At 40.4% G+C, this 17,927-nt stretch carries 15 protein-coding genes and 2 tRNA genes; 7 read left to right on the top strand and 10 right to left on the bottom strand.

The features are described from left to right. Positions 1-5 precede the first annotated feature (5 nt). Positions 6-686, bottom strand: coding sequence for a GTP cyclohydrolase I FolE (gene folE / locus ACULLG_RS15755; protein ID WP_452127755.1), 681 nt, complete (start codon positions 684-686; stop codon positions 6-8). Between the two features lie 133 nt (positions 687-819). Here folE and ACULLG_RS15750 point away from each other — a divergent pair, with 133 nt between their 5' ends. Together ACULLG_RS15750 and ACULLG_RS15745 are read left to right on the top strand one after the other, a co-directional pair. Next, complete coding sequence (locus ACULLG_RS15750; protein WP_452127754.1) at positions 820-2,622, top strand: T9SS type B sorting domain-containing protein; 1,803 nt, start codon at positions 820-822, stop codon at positions 2,620-2,622. A 225-nt stretch (positions 2,623-2,847) separates the two neighbouring features. After that, positions 2,848-4,194 (top strand): T9SS type B sorting domain-containing protein, encoded by a 1,347-nt coding sequence (locus tag ACULLG_RS15745; RefSeq protein ID WP_452127753.1) that lies wholly within the window; start codon positions 2,848-2,850, stop codon positions 4,192-4,194. Positions 4,195-4,256: 62 nt separating this feature from the next. Here ACULLG_RS15745 and ACULLG_RS15740 read toward each other — a convergent pair whose 3' ends face one another. Both ACULLG_RS15740 and ACULLG_RS15735 read right to left on the bottom strand, forming a co-directional pair. Further along, positions 4,257-5,756 carry an OmpP1/FadL family transporter gene (locus ACULLG_RS15740; protein ID WP_452127752.1) on the bottom strand — a complete coding sequence of 500 codons (1,500 nt, stop codon included), beginning with the start codon at positions 5,754-5,756 and terminating at the stop codon, positions 4,257-4,259. Between the two features lie 42 nt (positions 5,757-5,798). After that, complete coding sequence (locus ACULLG_RS15735; RefSeq protein WP_452127751.1) at positions 5,799-7,145, bottom strand: hypothetical protein; 1,347 nt, start codon at positions 7,143-7,145, stop codon at positions 5,799-5,801. Positions 7,146-7,240: 95 nt separating this feature from the next. Here ACULLG_RS15735 and proS point away from each other — a divergent pair, with 95 nt between their 5' ends. The 4 genes from proS (at position 7,241) to rpsT (ending at position 9,348) form a co-directional block, all read left to right on the top strand. Further along, the gene (proS, locus tag ACULLG_RS15730) at positions 7,241-8,716 is read left to right on the top strand and encodes a proline--tRNA ligase (protein WP_452127750.1); all 1,476 of its coding nucleotides are present in this window, start codon (positions 7,241-7,243) and stop codon (positions 8,714-8,716) included. A 78-nt stretch (positions 8,717-8,794) separates the two neighbouring features. Beyond that, positions 8,795-8,866 (top strand) — tRNA-Glu (locus ACULLG_RS15725). 72 nt (positions 8,867-8,938) lie between these two features. After that, positions 8,939-9,010: transfer RNA gene (locus ACULLG_RS15720), tRNA-Glu, on the top strand. Between the two features lie 86 nt (positions 9,011-9,096). Then, a complete protein-coding gene (gene rpsT, locus ACULLG_RS15715; protein ID WP_420320054.1) occupies positions 9,097-9,348 on the top strand; it encodes a 30S ribosomal protein S20 in 252 nt (83 codons plus the stop codon). A gap of 74 nt (positions 9,349-9,422) precedes the next feature. Here the strand turns inward: rpsT and ACULLG_RS15710 are convergent, their stop codons facing one another. The 4 genes from ACULLG_RS15710 to rho all read right to left on the bottom strand — a co-directional run bounded on the left by ACULLG_RS15710 (position 9,423) and on the right by rho (position 14,806). Further along, positions 9,423-11,468 (bottom strand): LruC domain-containing protein, encoded by a 2,046-nt coding sequence (locus ACULLG_RS15710; RefSeq protein WP_452127749.1) that lies wholly within the window; start codon positions 11,466-11,468, stop codon positions 9,423-9,425. Between the two features lie 245 nt (positions 11,469-11,713). After that, positions 11,714-12,403 (bottom strand): hypothetical protein, encoded by a 690-nt coding sequence (locus ACULLG_RS15705; RefSeq protein ID WP_452127748.1) that lies wholly within the window; start codon positions 12,401-12,403, stop codon positions 11,714-11,716. A 6-nt stretch (positions 12,404-12,409) separates the two neighbouring features. Further along, the gene (locus ACULLG_RS15700) at positions 12,410-13,072 is read right to left on the bottom strand and encodes a hypothetical protein (protein ID WP_452127747.1); all 663 of its coding nucleotides are present in this window, start codon (positions 13,070-13,072) and stop codon (positions 12,410-12,412) included. Between the two features lie 138 nt (positions 13,073-13,210). Then, the gene (gene rho, locus ACULLG_RS15695; RefSeq protein WP_452127746.1) at positions 13,211-14,806 is read right to left on the bottom strand and encodes a transcription termination factor Rho; all 1,596 of its coding nucleotides are present in this window, start codon (positions 14,804-14,806) and stop codon (positions 13,211-13,213) included. Positions 14,807-14,995: 189 nt separating this feature from the next. On the opposite strand from rho, the gene ACULLG_RS15690 reads away from it, so the two are divergent. Then, positions 14,996-15,406, top strand: a complete 411-nt coding sequence (locus ACULLG_RS15690) for a DUF4293 domain-containing protein (protein ID WP_452127745.1) — start codon at positions 14,996-14,998, stop codon at positions 15,404-15,406. A 79-nt stretch (positions 15,407-15,485) separates the two neighbouring features. Here the strand turns inward: ACULLG_RS15690 and ACULLG_RS15685 are convergent, their stop codons facing one another. The 3 genes from ACULLG_RS15685 to ACULLG_RS15675 form a co-directional block, all read right to left on the bottom strand. After that, positions 15,486-16,343 carry a DUF6503 family protein gene (locus ACULLG_RS15685; protein ID WP_452127744.1) on the bottom strand — a complete coding sequence of 286 codons (858 nt, stop codon included), beginning with the start codon at positions 16,341-16,343 and terminating at the stop codon, positions 15,486-15,488. A gap of 66 nt (positions 16,344-16,409) precedes the next feature. Beyond that, the gene (locus ACULLG_RS15680) at positions 16,410-17,366 is read right to left on the bottom strand and encodes an MBL fold metallo-hydrolase (protein ID WP_452127743.1); all 957 of its coding nucleotides are present in this window, start codon (positions 17,364-17,366) and stop codon (positions 16,410-16,412) included. Beyond that, positions 17,367-17,861, bottom strand: a complete 495-nt coding sequence (locus ACULLG_RS15675; protein ID WP_452127742.1) for a metallophosphoesterase family protein — start codon at positions 17,859-17,861, stop codon at positions 17,367-17,369. Positions 17,862-17,927 lie beyond the last annotated feature (66 nt).

Here is a 17,927-nt window from a genome sequence, read left to right as displayed (position 1 = left end):
TCAGATTAAAACTCAGTATCTAGGTTGATGTAGTCCAAAAACTCTCTTCTTACGGCTTCGTCCTTGAATTTGCCGCCATACTCAGCGGTCACCGTACTGCTTTCCACATCACGGATTCCCCTGGAATTCACACAAAGGTGTTTTGCGTCAATTACGCAAGCCACGTCCTCGGTGCCCAATGCTTTTTGAAGTTCCTTGACAATTTGAATGTTCAATCGCTCTTGAACCTGCGGGCGTTTGGCATAATAGTCAACAATCCGGTTCATTTTGGAAAGACCAATTACGGTTCCTCCTGAAATGTAGGCAATATGCGCTTTTCCAACAATGGGCAATAGGTGATGTTCGCAGGTTGAATACACCGTAATGTTCTTTTCAACCAGCATCTCGCCATATTTGTATTTATTCTTAAATGTTGAGGGTTTTGGTTTGCGTTTGGGATGCAAGCCACCAAAAATCTCATTTACGAACATTTTGGCCACTCTTTTAGGGGTGCCGTTCAAACTGTCATCATCTAGGTCAAGACCCAGTGTCAACATAATTTCCCGAACACTGCTTTGTATTCTTTCTATCTTATCATCATCACTCAATACAAAAGCATCATCTCGCATCGGGGTTTCCGTAGAAGAGCCAACGTGGTCGTCACCTCTTTCCTCATACTGTTCTTCCAAAGCTTGCTCTAGTTTCATTGCTGTTTCTTCAAGGATGCAAAGATATACATTAATGCACTATTTAACATCTGGTATGGATACTTTGACAACATAAATTATTGTTAAGGAAAAGGCTGGATTACTTTTATAATGCCCAAACCTACAATAGTTTATGGTGAGATTAGTCGCAGCAACCCTAATATTGACTCTTTGTAGTCAAGTGACCTTTTCACAGGTATCTCCCGATTGCGGGAATGCCATACCTATTTGTGCAAATACGCCTGTTAATGGTGGTTCCAATGGTTTTGGTATTGATGACTTTAACGGTGCTACCTCTAGCGGATGCTTGGAACAGACGACCTCTGGTTCCATCGAATCCAATTCGGTCTGGTACAGATTTCGAACTTCTGCAGCTGGGGAGCTTGGTTTTAATATAGGACATGATAGCAGTGAAGATTGGGATTTTGCGTTGTACCGAGCCAGTGACTGTAACAATCTGGGTGATCCCGTACGATGTAATTTCTTTGACAACAGCGACAATAAATCGTTTATCGGGGTGGGGGAAGACCCAACAGGTGATTTAGATTCCGTGCATTATGAGGATTGGCTTCAGGTAAATGCAGGAGAGGATTACTATTTGTTCATCAATAATTTTAGCAACGTAAATTCAGGTTTTTCCGTTCAATTTACCGGAAATATCTTTGTAACCAATCCTACTGACGCTTTGGATTGTTCTATTGTGAACAATCTTTTGGGCGCTCCCATTGCTGCCTGTGATGGAGATATCATCAGTTTGGATGCTACAACTACGGGGGCCATGGCTTACGAGTGGTACCAAGATACTGGAAGCGGTTTTCAACTGATGGCTGGTGAAACAAATCCAACATTAGATGTGACCGCCACTGCGCAATACAGAGTGGTTGTGGTAACGCCTACAGGGAACATCATCAGTGATGTTCAAGTTGTTTTCAACGCTATACCTACTAGCAATGTTGTGTCCGATGCGTTGTTTTGCCATACCGTTTCCGCAACGTTTGATTTAGGAACAAAAGATAGCGAAGCATTGGGTGCGCAAGACCCAGATGCATTCATGGTCAGTTATCACCATACCCAGGCTGATGCCATTTCAGGAAATAATCCGATTCCCAAACAGTTTTCAAAAAACCCAGGACCAGAAGATATTTTTGTACGCATTTATTCACTGACAAATCCAGATTGTTATGATGCCTCTCAAAATTTCAGTATCAATGCAATTGTAACTCCGGAGCTCACTTTTTCTGAAGAGGTAACCATCTGTGAAAATTCAACCGGTGTTAGTATTGGTGAGACCATGCCCAATCCAGCGTATACCTATTCATGGAGTACGGGAGAGCTTACGCCAAGCATCAATATTACCCAAGCAGGAGCATATACCGTAACGGTAACAAATTCGATGGGTGGAATTGATTGCGAAACTGAAAGGACTGTTCAGGTTAATCTATCACAATTGCCGATGATTTCGGATGTTGAGATTGAGGATTTTCAGGCGAATAATTGGGTTACAGTTTTATCAGATTTGGAGGGAGACTTTGAATACCGCTTGAATGATGGTGCATACCAAGCAAGCAATGTATTTGATGATGTACCCGGAGGAATGCATACCGTGTCCATGAGGGACGCTTTTGGTTGCGGCGAGGTTACAGAGAATATTGTGGTAGTGGGATTCTCACCTATTTTTTCACCCAATGGCGATGTGTTGAATGAATCTTGGCAAATAGACGGACTTTCTGCATTGAATTCCCCAATAGTTACCATTTATGATCGCTATGGAAAGCTAATTGCGCAGTTAAACGAATTTAGTCCGGGATGGGATGGAAACTTTCAAGGAAGACCGCTGCCATCAACAGATTACTGGTTCAAATTATCGTATTTGGACAACGATGGTAATCGGGTTTATGCCAGGTATATACAGAATCATTTTTCTTTGAGAAGATAGTCAAAGTGTATTTTATCGATTAACTGTATAATTTTTCGGTTAAAAAATACTAAAAGAGCCCTTTTGGGAGTTATAAAAGTTATCACAGAATAACCTTTAGCCCCAAATTCTATGAGAGCTCTATTTTGCGCTATATGTTGTTTATTTCTGATACCTTTTGCAACAAGCGCCCAAAACTCCCCTGACTGTAGGACGGCAATACCTGTTTGTGCAGATGCACCCATTATGTCGCTCACCGATGGAAGTGGTGATATTGATGATTTCGACCCCATGGTTATTACCCAAACAGGATGTTTGGAAAAAGGAAGCGTGGCCTCTGCAAATATTGAAAACAACACTTCTTGGTATGTCTTTAGAGCAGGTACCGATGGGCAAATAGGCTTTGATATTGAGGCACTTCCCGTAAGTGGTGGAATTGTCACCTCAGAGTTGGATTTTGCACTTTACGGTCCTTTTGACCAAACTTCGGGGCAAAATTTCTGTACCCTTGTCGGTAATGGATCGGCACAACCAATTCGTTGCAACTATGAAGTAAACGTAACCAATTTTACAGGTATAGGAGTAAATCCAGTTGATGGTAGAGTAGGTGCACCTTTCGTTGTGGGCAGTCAAAATACATATGATGAATGGTTAGATGTAACTGCTGGTGAGATTTACTATTTATTCATCAATAATTACAATACCAACTTTAATGGCGACCCCGAACCGTTTACCTTAACTTTTACGGGCACATCGGTTGATGCGGATCAGAACACTGCGTTGGATTGTACGCTTCGAGATGAGTTTTTGGGATTGGATATCATTGCATGCGAAGGTGACCCGGATATTGTATTGAGTGCGTTGAACTCGCCAGCCGGATCGGATATTGCCAGTGTCACATGGACTGTGGATTATGAAGATGACGGTATTATTGATGCCACTTTACCCGGAACTGGACTTTTTGGAGCAGAATTGGTGGTCGCAAGCCCAAATTCGGGGCGTTATTTTGTTGAAATTACCACGGCTTCAGGCACTCCTCCAACGGTAATAGACAATGGCGGAATTCTTATTACCTTTTATGGTATTCCGCAGTTGGATCAGGTAATGGTCATAGACGATTTGGTCAATAGTGATCAAACCGATCCTTATAATATTGAGATTCAAGTATTAGGTGATGGGGATTATGAATATGCCATAAATGGTGGAGAATTTCAGGATGACCCACAATTTTTTGATGTACCACCCGGAATCAACACGGTTGTCATCAATGATAAAAATGGATGCGGAACCACAGAGCCCATTGAATTTTTGGTGGTAGGTTATCCCAAGTTTTTTACGCCCAATGGTGATGGTATCCACGATAATTGGAATGTGCTGGGGGTGGAAACACTTTCAAATCCGGTCATTTTTATTTTTGACCGTTTCGGGAAACTTCTGAAGCAGTTGGACGGTACTACTCTTGGCTGGGATGGCACTTTTAATGGGAGGGATTTACCCTCATCTGATTATTGGTTCCGATTGGATTATGAAAGGGATAATGGTGGAGTATTGGTGGCAAGGTCGGTTAGAAGACACTTTTCATTGGTGCGATAAAAAAAGGCCGGATTACACATCCGACCCTCTTCAGGCTAATTTAAAAAACTATACTAACTAAACTAAAATTTTAAGGTATATCCCAAGGTGATATTGGTATTGATATGATTTACCATCGCTGTGCTGTTTATACCGGCATCAAATAAGAAAGTATTCACATCTTGTTCCGCTCGGCTAAAGGCCAAATCCAATCTGCTTCCACCAAAATTGTACCCGATGCCACCAGAATATCCATTGAGATCCCCGATAACAGTTCCATTTTCATAGGGGCTTTGCTCGTATCTATATCCTCCTCTTAAACTTACCTCCTCAATGCGGAGTTCGCCACCTAACCTATATGTGTTTACTACTCCCAATTCACTGGCAATAAAATCGTTTTCAGAGGTAAAATTTGGGTCCGTTGTTGGGCGTAATTCTGCCTGGGACATATCTTGATGACCGTAGTCAAAGCTCAACAAGCCATCTTTACCAAAAACAACCGCTACACTACCAGTAAGCTTGGCCGGAACTTTTATGCGATACTCCTCAAATAGATTTATAATTCCAAAATCGATAAAATTGATATCGGATACGGCCAATGTTGAATTGATACGTTGCGATACATCATCGGTCAGTTCGTACCAGGTAGGGGATTGGTAGCTACCGCCAACCCTAACATTATCATTCAATTTGGCTATGGCACCCAAACTGAAAGAGAAGCCATACCCTTCTGTATGTAAAAAGTTGTCAAATGTTGTGGACTGCACAGGTGAACTTACATCATAACCGTCTTCATCCAACAAAGTCAGTCTATCGTACAAAATTGAATGGAAATTAAGGGAGGCTCCCAGATATAAATTTTCCTGATATTGTCCGGCTACGTTTACCGTGAACTTGCTGTTGTATCCTGTTGTGCTTTGAATGTATCTTTGGTTGACGCTGGTATATTCTGCATTCGAAAAATATGAAGTATTTGTATCCTCGTCAACGGTGGGCTCAATGATTCCAGCCTGGAACCCCAAAAAAGCCTGTTGGGCTCCAAAACCAAGGTCGGCACCAATATTCAAATAGGCATCCTCAATGTTTTCCCCTTGTTGTACCCTTAGATTGTTGAGGGTTTCTCCTTGCGCAAAATTTAAAAAGTAGTTGTCGATACCTTGTGTGGTGTTCCCGGCAACTGCAAATTCATTGTCAAAGTTCCTGGCGAGGTCGTAATTGAAAGATAGCGCCAACTTTTTCCACGGGTTGTCGGTTGATTTAAATACAAAAACACCACCTACCTGGTTCAGCTCTGTGGTATTGGTATCGCTATTTCTAAAGGTGTTTCCAAACAGAGCATCGTTGTTTCTGTTGTAGTTGGACCCTGAAATGGTAAATTGGCTAAAATTGAAAACTGCAGAGCCGGCTGGGTTTACATTTAATGACGATAAATCACCGCCGAGAGCCCCGAAGGCACCACCCATGGCTTGAAATCGTGCAGTTCCTATAATGTTCTCCTGACTGTATCGTAAAACGTCATTTATGTTTTGGGCACTTGCGAAAGTGCATACCAATATCATGATGAAAGTTGAAATCCTTTTCATTTTGAGAGATTTAGTTTTTTGAATAAAACAGTATGAATGTTGTTAGCGCCTTCTGCCGCTACTTCTTGATGATGACCTTGCTGCGCCCGAGCTTCTACTGCCGCTTGAGCTTCTGCTGTAACTTCCACGGCTACTGCTTCCGCCAGAGCTTCTGCTATAGCTTCTACCACTACTTCGGCTGCTGCCTGAACTTCTGTAGCTTCTTGAGCTTCCACCAGAGCTTCTATAGTTTCGTCCACTTGACCCACTTCTGTAGGTTCCGGAACTTCTTGGACTTGTAGATCTTCTGTAATTACTGCTTCTTGGCGCTGTTCTGCCAGAGGATTGATAATTTCTAGAACTTCTTCCCGGCGTGCGATATATTGTTGAACTTCTTCCAGAAGTTGCACCTCTTCTATAAGTTCCACTACTTCTTGTGGATGGAGAAGTGCCATAAGAACGGCCCGTTCTTGTTCCTCTATAATTTGGTGTGGTGCGGGTACTTCTACTAGATCTGTAATTTCTGTTTCGTGCCAAAGCATCTGCGCTTACTGATCTTCTGGCCGTTGTTCCACTGCGATAGGATCTTGTGCTTCTGGCTGCAGAACTCCTACTTGCGTTGGAACGTCCACTTGACCTGTATCTTGACGAATATCCTCTTGATCTTGATGTTAAATTAGATCTTCCTCTTAGCGAAGTTCCCTGAATGGAACTTGCATATCCTCTTCTGCCTCGGTTATAGGAATACCCTCTACCGTAGTATCCTCTTCCATAATATCCTCTATATGGACGGTTCCAACCATATCCGTAATAACCGCCCCAGCCAAAACCTGCTCCGGCGTAACCCCAGTAGGGATCCCAGCCCCATCCGTAGTTGCCCCAGCCCCAACGGTTCCATCTCCAGGGGTTGTTCCAACCCCATCCGTAGTATCCACCCCATCCGTAGCCGTAGCCCCAAAAAGGGGATCCCCAACCGTAGCCGCCCCAGCCCCAGTTGTTGTCATAAACATTGATGGAAACACTTGTAGGGTTATCTCCCCATCCTGGATTTCCGCTATACGTGTTGTTGTTTGCAAAATAATTGGTCTGCTCTCCCAACGGAATGCTATCATTTTCTACACCACTGTTATAACTATCAATATCAGTAAAGATTTCGTCTTCCAAAATTTCGTTATACTCATCGGCTTTTTGACCGAAATAATCTCCATACAGATTACTTTCTTGCTGTTGGATACGCACACCTTCAGCTGACCTTTTCTCAACATTCACAACACGATTTCCGTTGGAATAAATCCCATCGTCATCGTAATATGAAGCTTGTTGATACGAACCGCATGAGGCCAATAGAAGCGTTGCCATAACAAACATGGCAATGATTTGAGTTTTTGGGCGGGGTAAAGACTTTGTCATGATGCAATTTTTATTGTTGAACATACTAAAAATAGTTAGTTTTGCCCAACTATTTTTGATGATAAAGTCACAAGTTTTGTGCCAAACTACTGTAGATGGGTAAAAAATTAACAAGTCGAAGCGAGGATTATTCCAAATGGTATAATGAACTTGTAGTAAAAGCTGATTTAGCTGAGAGCTCTGGTGTTAGGGGCTGTATGGTTATAAAACCATATGGATTTGCAATTTGGGAAAAAATGCAGGCCCAGTTGGATAAAATGTTCAAGGAAACTGGACATGAAAACGCCTATTTCCCACTATTTATACCAAAATCATACCTGAGCAAGGAGGCGAGCCATGTTGAAGGATTTGCAAAGGAATGTGCCGTGGTAACCCATTATCGACTTAAAAATGCTGAGGATGGAAGTGGTATTATCGTTGATGAAGATGCTAAGTTGGAGGAAGAATTAATTGTCAGACCAACTTCTGAGACCATTATTTGGGATACCTACAGAAAATGGATACAGTCCTATCGTGATTTACCTTTGTTGATTAATCAATGGGCAAATGTGGTACGTTGGGAAATGCGTACGCGACTTTTTTTACGTACGGCCGAGTTTTTATGGCAAGAAGGACATACTGCCCACGCAACAAAAGAAGAAGCACTTGAAGAAGCGGAGCAAATGATGCATGTGTATGCCGAATTTGCGGAAAACTATATGGGTGTTCCCGTGATTAAAGGGACCAAAACGGAAAGTGAACGTTTTGCTGGAGCCGAAGAGACTTATTGCATTGAGGCCCTAATGCAGGATGGAAAGGCCCTACAGGCTGGCACATCACATTTTCTTGGACAGAACTTTGCCAAGGCGTTCGATGTGAAATTTGCCACCAAAGAAGGAAAGCAAGAATATGTTTGGGCTACATCTTGGGGGGTTTCTACGCGATTGATGGGAGCACTTGTAATGACCCATAGTGATGATAACGGATTGGTGCTTCCGCCGAAATTAGCCCCAATTCAAGTAGTGATTGTTCCTATTTACAAAGGATTGGAGCAGTTGGATGCTATTTCTGAAAAGGTAGAACCTTTAGTAAAGGAGCTTAGTTCCAAAGGGATTTCGGTAAAATACGACAAACGAGATACCCATAAGCCAGGTTTTAAGTTTAACGAATATGAGCTAAAAGGGGTACCGGTACGTTTGGCAATAGGGCAACGTGATTTGGAAAATGGCACCTACGAAGTAGCTCGACGGGATACTTTGCAGAAAGAATCCGTGAAAGTTGAGGATGTTGTTGACAAGATTGCTTCCCTGTTGGAGGAGATTCAGGAGAATGTATATAAAAAGGCATTGGATTATAGAGAGGCTCACATTACTGAAGTAGATTCGTATGATGAGTTTAAAAAAGTAATTGAGGAAAAAGGCGGATTTGTTTCAGCTCATTGGGATGGAACTTCTGAAACTGAAGATAGGGTTAAAGAAGAAACCAAGTCTACCATTCGATGTATTCCTTTTTATGGAGAGAAAGAAGATGGGAGTTGTATGGTCACAGGTAAACCTTCCTCTCAAAGGGTATTGTTTGCCAAGGCCTATTAAAGGGGTTAAAAAATAATAGTAACTGTTGCAAGACTTAAAAATAGTTGTATTTTTGCATCCGCAATTATGCAACCTTATGGCCCGTTCGTCTAGGGGTTAGGACGCCAGGTTTTCATCCTGGTAACAGGGGTTCGATTCCCCTACGGGCTACGAAGTACTAGGTTAAAAGCGCAAAATTGAAAGTGTATTTGATTTTTGTGAGTTTAACTTTAAGCTTGAAATGGCCCGTTCGTCTAGGGGTTAGGACGCCAGGTTTTCATCCTGGTAACAGGGGTTCGATTCCCCTACGGGCTACTAAAGAATATTGTAAATTTTAAATGAAAGGTGAAAAACGGGCATGCCAATTTTCAGTTTTTCATTATCCATTTTAAATTAAAATAATGGCAAACCATAAGTCAGCATTAAAGAGAATCAGAAGAAACGAAGCAGTACGTTTGCGTAACAGATACCAGCACAAAACTGTTCGTAATGCAATCAAAAAATTGCGTAACGAGGAAGATAAGAAAGCTGCGGAAGCATTGTTACCGACTGTTGTTGGAATGATCGATAAGCTTGCCAAGCGAAACATCATCCATAACAATAAAGCTGCAAACTTGAAAAGCAAGTTAATGAGTAGTGTTGCTGCAATGTAAGTACATGCCACTTGAATAAAATAGAAAACGCCCCAAGCAGGGGCGTTTTTTTTGTTTATACAACTGAGTTCAATCTAATCTATGAGTTTAGTTTCATCCCGGTAACCTGTGGAATCTTTATACCAATCTTCGTATACGGCTCCTCCTGATGTTGCCCATTGGTTAAAAAAGTTATAAGCCTGGTTGATCGGAGTACTTTCTTTGGGAGGTTTAAAATTATGGACGATATTAATGGCCCATGGTAAGCCAGAATCCGTTTGATAATTTCCATCTATATCTTGATTTACACCTTCCACAGATGTATCGTTCACCCCTAAGGTTGTTCTGAACCTATTTGGCAGATGTATTTCCCTGCTTCTGTCCTTGGCAACTATTAAGAATGGGTTAAAAGGTGCAATGCCCAATTGGGCGGTTGTGATAGGTTGTGTGAATTTCACGGAAACCGTTGTGGGTACATGCAACATAGTTTCATTATTGTCAAACAAAATAACCACAGCCCTGTCTTGTCCTTGTTCCAGGCCATTGGCCGCAACATTTATATATCCCTCGGTCAATACTGTACCAGTAACGGATTCTACGAGACTAGGGGGAATACTTTCCATTTCAATCCCAAAGGCATTGATCAGTGCTGCGCCATCTGAGGTCACCTCAAAATGGATATCGAGCTGTACAGCCATATTATCTGCGTTTAAAATGGCAACAAATCGGTAATTGACAGCAGTGTCATTAAAATCGTAATCCCCTAAAAATGGCCAAAGATCTTCAAAAGCTACCGTACCCCATCCATATTTACTAGGGGTAAATTGTTCAAAGGCCTTATCTGCTTCCTCAGGAAAAGCATCATTGCTATCTGTAATTCCGTCTCCGTCAGTATCGGGGTCCACAGTTACTTCATCATAAATACGGAAGGTGGTCAAATCATTGATGGTTCGATTAAAGGATATTCCAGAGGTTGAATTTGGACCATAGCGATACTCCCAGCCACCAGTTTGGGTATCCATTACAATCAAGTTACTATTGCCACCATTGTTGGCCAACCATAGTTCTTGGTTGGAATCGAATGTCATTGATGTAGGCTCAAATGGTAAGTCTTCTCCACTTATTCTGGTAGCATCATAATCGCCATTGGCATTTAAGTCTAGACGGTATAATCCTGAGAAAGAACATAGAAAAATAGTTCCGTCGTCAGCAAAGGCTAAATCACCACCGTTCTTTTTATGAAGTCCAATAATATCCCAATTGGATAAAATATTGGCATTCTGTGGATCAATGGTATAAAGTCGGGTCCCAGTTGAAAAGTATAAGAGTCCATCATTTTCGTTATAATCCAATCGTGGGCCACCAATATTCAAATCACCAATGGTGGTCCAAGTATCGTTGACCATATCATATTTCATTAATGGATTGGGCGCAGATCTTCCTATGGAATATAAAACTTTGTTTTGTTGATCAATTGCCGCTGTCCAACTGCCCATTGGCATATCACTGATAAACGTATAAGCTCCATTAAGTGGGTCAATTTGGAACATTTCACCGGAACCATTCACACAATAGAGATAATCCTCTACCATGGGTTTAGCTGTAGAAGCACCTTTTCCACTTTGTGAAGTATATGTATAGTTGACCACAGTGCCCGAGATGTTTACCACTGCTGAAGAATAGGTAAAGCCTTCTTTTCGTCTTATATACAGTTTTTCATAATAACCGGGAACCACAAAGGTGTGTTCAATCTTACCTCCTGAGGGGACACCGCTAAAAATTAGATGATTCAAATTATCCACGGAGATTTCAACCCCGGTTTCTTCTTCGTTCTCTTCATTCAAATACGATATTTGTTCTCCGGTAAGCACTTGGTCATTGTATGCATAAACATCATACTTCACACCAGGAGTATTATCATTTATGATAAGTTGTACCTCTTTATCTGTTTTGAACTCGAATCCGCTTGGAATTTTCAGTTCTGTGATTTCCAGTTCATCAATAGGAACTTCCGGGTCGGGCGTTCCGCCATCGGTATCTGGATTTGGAATGGGGCCATCAAGACTGTCCTTGACACACGAAGTGTGAAATACAAACATAAGAATGCAAAGGGCAGATAAAAGGATTTGGGACTTTTTCATCGCTTAAAAATTTATTGGAACAGTATCCAATTTTGATTTAAAGTTATTCGTAACTAATAATTTTACTGTTTCTATTTAGATGGATTTCTTACATATATCGGTGAACGGTTACTATTCTTCGACGAAACCCATTTAATCTTTTTTTGCAATAAATGAACGAAAAACCCTACAAAATAATATATTTCATCGTTGAAATGATCAATGAAGTTGTAAAAGGGAGAAAAGGTGTGGTGAAAACTGGCCAATTATCTGAAGGACCTTCTTTTGCCCACAAGGAAACCTGCTATAAAGATTAGATACATCACCACAATTAATATTTTCAAGAAATCATGCAAACGATACTCATAGTAGAAAATGGGGAAGTCATAGGCCGCAATGAAAATGAATGGGAAAAATATATGGAAAATAAAAAGTCCTAGACTCACCCAAAATAGCAGATTATGTCGTAACAAATAATGGCTTTCTTCTTTTCTTTTTTCAATGAAATACAGCCCAATGGCATATAATAGTACAATTGATGCGACCAAATCAGCATAATAGAGGCCTATATGAAACGGATTTTGGAAAAACAAGCTGATCACATAGCCTAGAAGAGCCAATATGGCGGCATACTTTACCCGAACCTTGTGCTTTTTGTTTTTTAGGATATTGATATAGATGTAATAGAAAAAACAAAAAGTTACAACCGAATAAATATTATAGATAATTATGTTATGCCAATTGTAACGATTATCTGAGAAAAATTGAAAGTTGTCATTGTATTTAATAAAATACCCCAAGAGTTCTGTAAAAAACGTGTAGATGATAAATACTGGAAAATACTTCAGTATGGTATCATAATACCTCCTATATCTGAAAATGGCAATAATCCAAGCAATCAGATATAAGGGTATGCAGTAATGCTCTTCTAAGAAATTAACTAACTCTTGAGGCATGATATTTTAATAATCTGAACTAGGAGGGGGACCGGAGGTACTTCGGTTCATGGTTAAACTTTGGCCTCCATTAAGCGCAGGAGCTTCGGGCAGGCTTGGAACAAAACTTGCATAGGCCTTTTGCTCCTTTTGCTGTGTGTTTCCAATCCCGTTGGCACCAACAGCATCCTTAATTAGTTTTGCTTTGCCATCCTCTCCAATATAAAAACCATAATTTTGACCATCTACAGTTATTGTGGGAACAATAAAAACAGAATTCTGCCTGGGATGAACCACTTTTTTACCATCAGGAAATTTCTCTTTATTGGGGTAATTTCCGAAATAAAACCGTAAAGAGGCAATGTCCACTTTAGCATCTTTGGCCTCTTGCTCAATAAATGCCATATATTGTTTTATGGTGGTATAATCCCATGAGGAGAATCTGGCAGGACGGAAACCTTCATCTTGGTTTTGCTCCATTTCAAACTGTTGTATCAATTCAACCCGGTTTTTGGAATAATTGTCATACAAGGATTTGGATTCTTCCAATGATATAATTTGTTCAGGCGGTGTCACACGTTCTTTGGGTTCTTCGTTTGGTTCTTCGGTTTTTTGAACTTGCTTACATGCTCCAAGAATCAAGATAAATGAACCAAGCAGCATAGCAAATGCGGTTTTGAGGTTTTTCATATTAAAGTGTTTTAGTTTATGGGTTGAGGAAACCGTATTAAAGATATGTTTTTTCTGTAAAACCCTTTAAGAAAAAAACCCTTTGAGTCAGCTCAAAGGGTTTCAAATATGTGTTATTCAAAACAATAAAGGATTCCGTTACTCATTCATAGTGAGTAAAAATTCTTCGTTGTTTTTGGTTTGTTTAATACGCTGTTCCATAAACTCCATCGCCTCAACGGGATTCATATCTGCCAAATACTTTCTCATGATCCACATGCGTTGTATGGTGGTTTCATCCAAGAGAAGATCGTCTCTACGGGTAGAAGAGGATATTAAATCGATCGCAGGGAAAATTCTACGGTTGGAAATTCGTCTGTCCAACTGAAGCTCCATATTACCCGTTCCTTTAAATTCTTCAAAGATAACTTCGTCCATTTTGGAACCAGTTTCGGTCAAAGCTGTCGCGATTATGGAAAGTGAGCCTCCATTTTCAATGTTCCTGGCCGCTCCAAAGAATCTTTTAGGCTTGTGAAGCGCATTGGCATCAACACCTCCACTCAATACTTTACCAGAAGCGGGCTGAACGGTATTGTACGCACGGGCCAATCGGGTAATGGAATCCAGTAGAATTACTACATCATGACCGCATTCTACCAATCTTTTGGCTTTTTCTATTACAATGTTTGCTACGCGAACATGCTCTGTTGCCTCTTTATCAAAGGTTGAAGCAACTACTTCGCCACGAACGTTACGCTGCATATCGGTAACTTCTTCTGGACGCTCATCAATCAAAAGAATAATCTGGTATACTTCGGGATGGTTAGCTGCAATTGCATTGGCAATATCTTTCAACAGCATGGTCTTACCCGTTTTTGGTTGCGATACGATCATACCACGCTGCCCTTTACCAATAGGTGAGAACAAGTCCATTATACGTGTTGACAAAGTGCTTTGTCGTTCCGCTAATTTGAATTTTTCCTTCGGAAACAAAGGAGTAAGATGTTCAAAAGAAACTCTGTCACGAACCACCTGTGGGTCCAATCCATTTATTTTGGTAACCTTGATCAGAGGAAAATACTTTTCTCCTTCCTTTGGAGGTCTTACGTTTCCAAGAACGGTGTCTCCAGTCTTTAATCCAAATAACCTGATTTGTGATTGGGAAACATAAATATCATCCGGTGAAGAAAGGTAGTTATAGTCTGAAGAGCGCAAGAAACCATATCCATCCTGCATGATATCAAGAACACCTTCACTTTCGATAATGCTGTCGAATTCAAATTCAGGTTCTTTATATCGATTTTTTAAATCTTTATCAAAGTTGCTGCTTTTCTTTTCATGGCCACGACTATGGTGTTGGCTGCCTTTTTTGTTATGCTGGCTTTTTTGGTGACCATTTTGTTTGTGGTGCTCTTTTCTGGCTGGTTGCTCTTTCGGAGCTTCTCTTTTGTCTTCTGTAGCTTCCTTTTTGTCTTCTGGGGCTTTCTCGGGAGTGTTCTCTTTTTCGGAAGAAACACTATCCTTTAGTTCTTTTTTTGGACGGGGGGTTCTGGCTCGTTTCGGCTTTGGCACTCCGTTTTCTTGTTGGGGGGCTGTATTTTCTTGTACAACCTTTGGGTTGGATGCCTGAACATCCAAGATTTGGTACACCAAATCAAGTTTTTTTAGGGCCTTGAATTTGGGAACATTTAGGTTCTTTGCAATTTCCTGCAATTCAGGTAGCTTTTTAGCTTTTAGATCTGAAATCTCAAACATTAAATGGTGAATAAATTAAACTTATCGAATGTAATTTGAAGTAAAAGTTATTTGGGGTACTACGATAGGAAAGATTTCCTTGGGCGAGTGCTTGCTAATAACGACACAATTATACGAATTATTTTTCAACAAATAGATGGCAAATACCAAAAAGACGACTATTTTTGCCCTCAGAAGTCGATTTAGACAATGATTCAACGAATTCAAACGTTTTTTTTATTGATTGTAGCGCTAGGCTCTGGGGTATTACCATTGGTTTTAAGTTTATGGGCGGACGCTGAAGGAGTTGCTTTTTTTGCCAAAAATGAGCTTTGGATAAGTATCGTCTTTTATGGTATCGCCTCCTTGGCTTTGATTTCGATTTTTAAGTATAAGAATAGGCAAAATCAATTTGTATTGAACAGATTGAATATGATATTAAATCTTTTTTTACTAGGATTTTTCGTTTACCGATCGCTAAACTTATCCGGAGAAAACACCATTTCTGAGAAGGGTATTGGGATGCTGATTCCTGTATTTTCTATCGTTTTTCTGGTTCTGGCCAACAGAGCTATCAAAAAGGATGAAGATCTTGTAAAATCTGTTGATCGCTTACGTTAAACCTAACATCTTAGTAGTATTAGTGCGAAAAACCCCGGCATTGCCGGGGTTTTTATTTTTAATCAACAGTTATCTTTATCTATTGTCGTATAGTTTCTGCGGTAAAACCATTTTCAAATTTAATATCGGTCAATGTCTGTACCAGATTGGGTTCCTCCGAGTACCCTTCTTCACTGGGCATAAAGTAAGATCGTTTTGTTGAAATTAACTGTCCATCAATATTTTCATATTCATAATTGGCAGCTATAACAGTATCGTCAATCCCAAAAAACGGTAACGAGAAGAAAAATCGGTCAATCAGTTTCGTTTCGGGATTTACAAAAACCAAATAGGCATCGTTTTGTTCTTTCCCCGTAATTTGGGCATCGTAGCTCACAAGAATTTTGTCATATGTTATGCCATTAAAGGTTTCTTGACCTACATATTCAGCAGTGGTACCTTTATCGTTAAGTTTGTAATGCATGGTAAACCAATAATAATTGGTTCTTCTTAGGAAGTCGCTCACCGCCAACAATTCTTGATTTTGGTTTTCTTCTCCATTTACCAAAACTGTGGTTTCGTCACCATTAAAATATTGTATCACTTTATCGTCATTATCTTGCATAAAGTTGATTTGATGTTGACTATAATTGCCATACGAAACCTCAGAGCCAAATATGTAGCGCTCCACTGAAACGTCAGCTTTTCCATTCGCAGATGATTGGTAATTATAGGTATACTCCACATCGCCCTTTTTCCAAAGATTATTCCAGCCTCCATGGGCGTATTCAACTGCGGCCAGAACGGTTTCCGGACGATTGGTGTCATAAACAGGAGCTTTTTCAACTGCTTCTACAACAGTTTCTGGAGCCATTTCAGCTTTTTTGTTTTTCTGCGCGCATGACGCCAACAATAAAATTCCAGCAATTCCGAGTAATTTTAAGCGTAGTGTTTTCATTTGTTTTTGGATTGTTTGATTTCTTAGACGTGTCGACCCGGTATTGCTTACGGATCCATAGGTGCACTAAAGGCCAAAGTTTTGCAAAAACTTGGCTGCATTAAAGCCTTGAATCTCCACCAATCTGGATTCTGTGCTTTTTGGATTCAATAATGGGTTGGTGTGATTGAAATGAATAAAATGAATTTTTGCCTTTTCCGTATCGGAAAGGTCATCAAAAAGCTTCATGCTTTCAATCACGAAAGGATGGGGTATTTCTGAAATATCTCGATTGTCAATTTCCTTTTCGTTAAAAAAAGAAGCATCTAAAAATGCAAAATCGACCTTCTTAATTTCATCAATAATGTTCCTTTCCCACTTATGCCATTTATCAATGTCAGGTATAAAAAGAACGGACTTGTTCGGGCCGATAATTTTATATCCCACTGTCTCTGAATACTCATCCCTGTGGGGAACAAGTATGGGAACAACTGCGATATTTGAAGTAAGTTGTACCGAAGTTTCGTCCTGAATCTCTTTTAGGGTAATATTATTTAACGAGACCAATTGGTCCCATGGGCCATTGGTTTCCAAAAAAGATTTCATTTTGGGCATTGCATATACCGGTACTTGATTGGCTCCTTTAGCTTCTCGCCCCAAAAACATTAATCCTGTGTAATGACCTATATGGGCGTGGGTCAAAAAGATACCATCGGGAATGTCATTGTGCTTTCCAGAAAAATTACTGAGCAATCGCAATTGAGAAGGTATGTCAGGGGTGGCTTCGAAAAGAAACGATTTTCCATTTTCGCGGTCTACCACACCCAAAGCAACCACCTTGCGGTCGGGGTCAGGGTTTTGGAACAGCAACGAGCAACATTCTTTTTGACAGTCAATATGAGGACTTCCCGCATCTTGGATTGTCCCTAAAATGTAGAGTATTACCTCACTTTGTGGTTCGGTAACTGCAGATGTTTGTTTATGCTTGTCCTGATTTTTGCAGGCAAACAGCAGCAAAAGGATGCTGAAAAATAGGTGTTTCATTTAGTTTTTTCCCAATTCAATGACTTCCAAATCTGAAATGTTTTCTCCGTTGATCACAAAACGGAGCATAGTTCTTACCCTGTGAAAACCATGCTTTCCACAAGCCCCGGGATTCATATGTAGCAGATTCAATTTTTTGTCGTTCATCACCTTTAATATGTGGGAATGCCCACAAATAAACAATTTTGGGGGATTCTTTTTGATTTCGTCTCGAACTCTCACATTGTATCTGTCAGGATAACCCCCAATATGGGTAATCCAGACATCCACTCCTTCGCATAAAAAACGATTATGTTCTGGAAACTCCTTTTGTATAATATGGCCATCAATATTACCAAAAACGGCCTTGACCGGTTTCAACGCTTCCAATTTATCCATTACCTCGAGATTTCCAATGTCCCCGGCATGCCAAATTTCATCAGCTTGGGCAGCATATTTCAAAATGGAATCATCCATATGTCCGTGCGTATCGGAAAGCAACAAAATTTTAGTCATAACGCTAAAAATATGCTAAAAAATTATAGTAAGATTTCTATTGGATGGGATTAAAGTATCTTTAAC

The organism is Flagellimonas sp. 2504JD1-5 (genome assembly GCF_053618295.1).
This window is presented reverse-complemented; position numbering and strand designations above follow the sequence as displayed.

Coding starts and splice junctions, on each gene's coding strand:
- folE (WP_452127755.1), bottom strand. CDS start 686: ATGAAACTAGAGCAAGCTTTGGAAGAACAGTATGAGGAAAGAGGTGAC.
- ACULLG_RS15750 (WP_452127754.1), top strand. CDS start 820: ATGGTGAGATTAGTCGCAGCAACCCTAATATTGACTCTTTGTAGTCAA.
- ACULLG_RS15745 (WP_452127753.1), top strand. CDS start 2,848: ATGTCGCTCACCGATGGAAGTGGTGATATTGATGATTTCGACCCCATG.
- ACULLG_RS15740 (WP_452127752.1), bottom strand. CDS start 5,756: ATGAAAAGGATTTCAACTTTCATCATGATATTGGTATGCACTTTCGCA.
- ACULLG_RS15735 (WP_452127751.1), bottom strand. CDS start 7,145: ATGACAAAGTCTTTACCCCGCCCAAAAACTCAAATCATTGCCATGTTT.
- proS (WP_452127750.1), top strand. CDS start 7,241: ATGGGTAAAAAATTAACAAGTCGAAGCGAGGATTATTCCAAATGGTAT.
- rpsT (WP_420320054.1), top strand. CDS start 9,097: ATGGCAAACCATAAGTCAGCATTAAAGAGAATCAGAAGAAACGAAGCA.
- ACULLG_RS15710 (WP_452127749.1), bottom strand. CDS start 11,468: ATGAAAAAGTCCCAAATCCTTTTATCTGCCCTTTGCATTCTTATGTTT.
- ACULLG_RS15705 (WP_452127748.1), bottom strand. CDS start 12,403: ATGCCTCAAGAGTTAGTTAATTTCTTAGAAGAGCATTACTGCATACCC.
- ACULLG_RS15700 (WP_452127747.1), bottom strand. CDS start 13,072: ATGAAAAACCTCAAAACCGCATTTGCTATGCTGCTTGGTTCATTTATC.
- rho (WP_452127746.1), bottom strand. CDS start 14,806: ATGTTTGAGATTTCAGATCTAAAAGCTAAAAAGCTACCTGAATTGCAG.
- ACULLG_RS15690 (WP_452127745.1), top strand. CDS start 14,996: ATGATTCAACGAATTCAAACGTTTTTTTTATTGATTGTAGCGCTAGGC.
- ACULLG_RS15685 (WP_452127744.1), bottom strand. CDS start 16,343: ATGAAAACACTACGCTTAAAATTACTCGGAATTGCTGGAATTTTATTG.
- ACULLG_RS15680 (WP_452127743.1), bottom strand. CDS start 17,366: ATGAAACACCTATTTTTCAGCATCCTTTTGCTGCTGTTTGCCTGCAAA.
- ACULLG_RS15675 (WP_452127742.1), bottom strand. CDS start 17,861: ATGACTAAAATTTTGTTGCTTTCCGATACGCACGGACATATGGATGAT.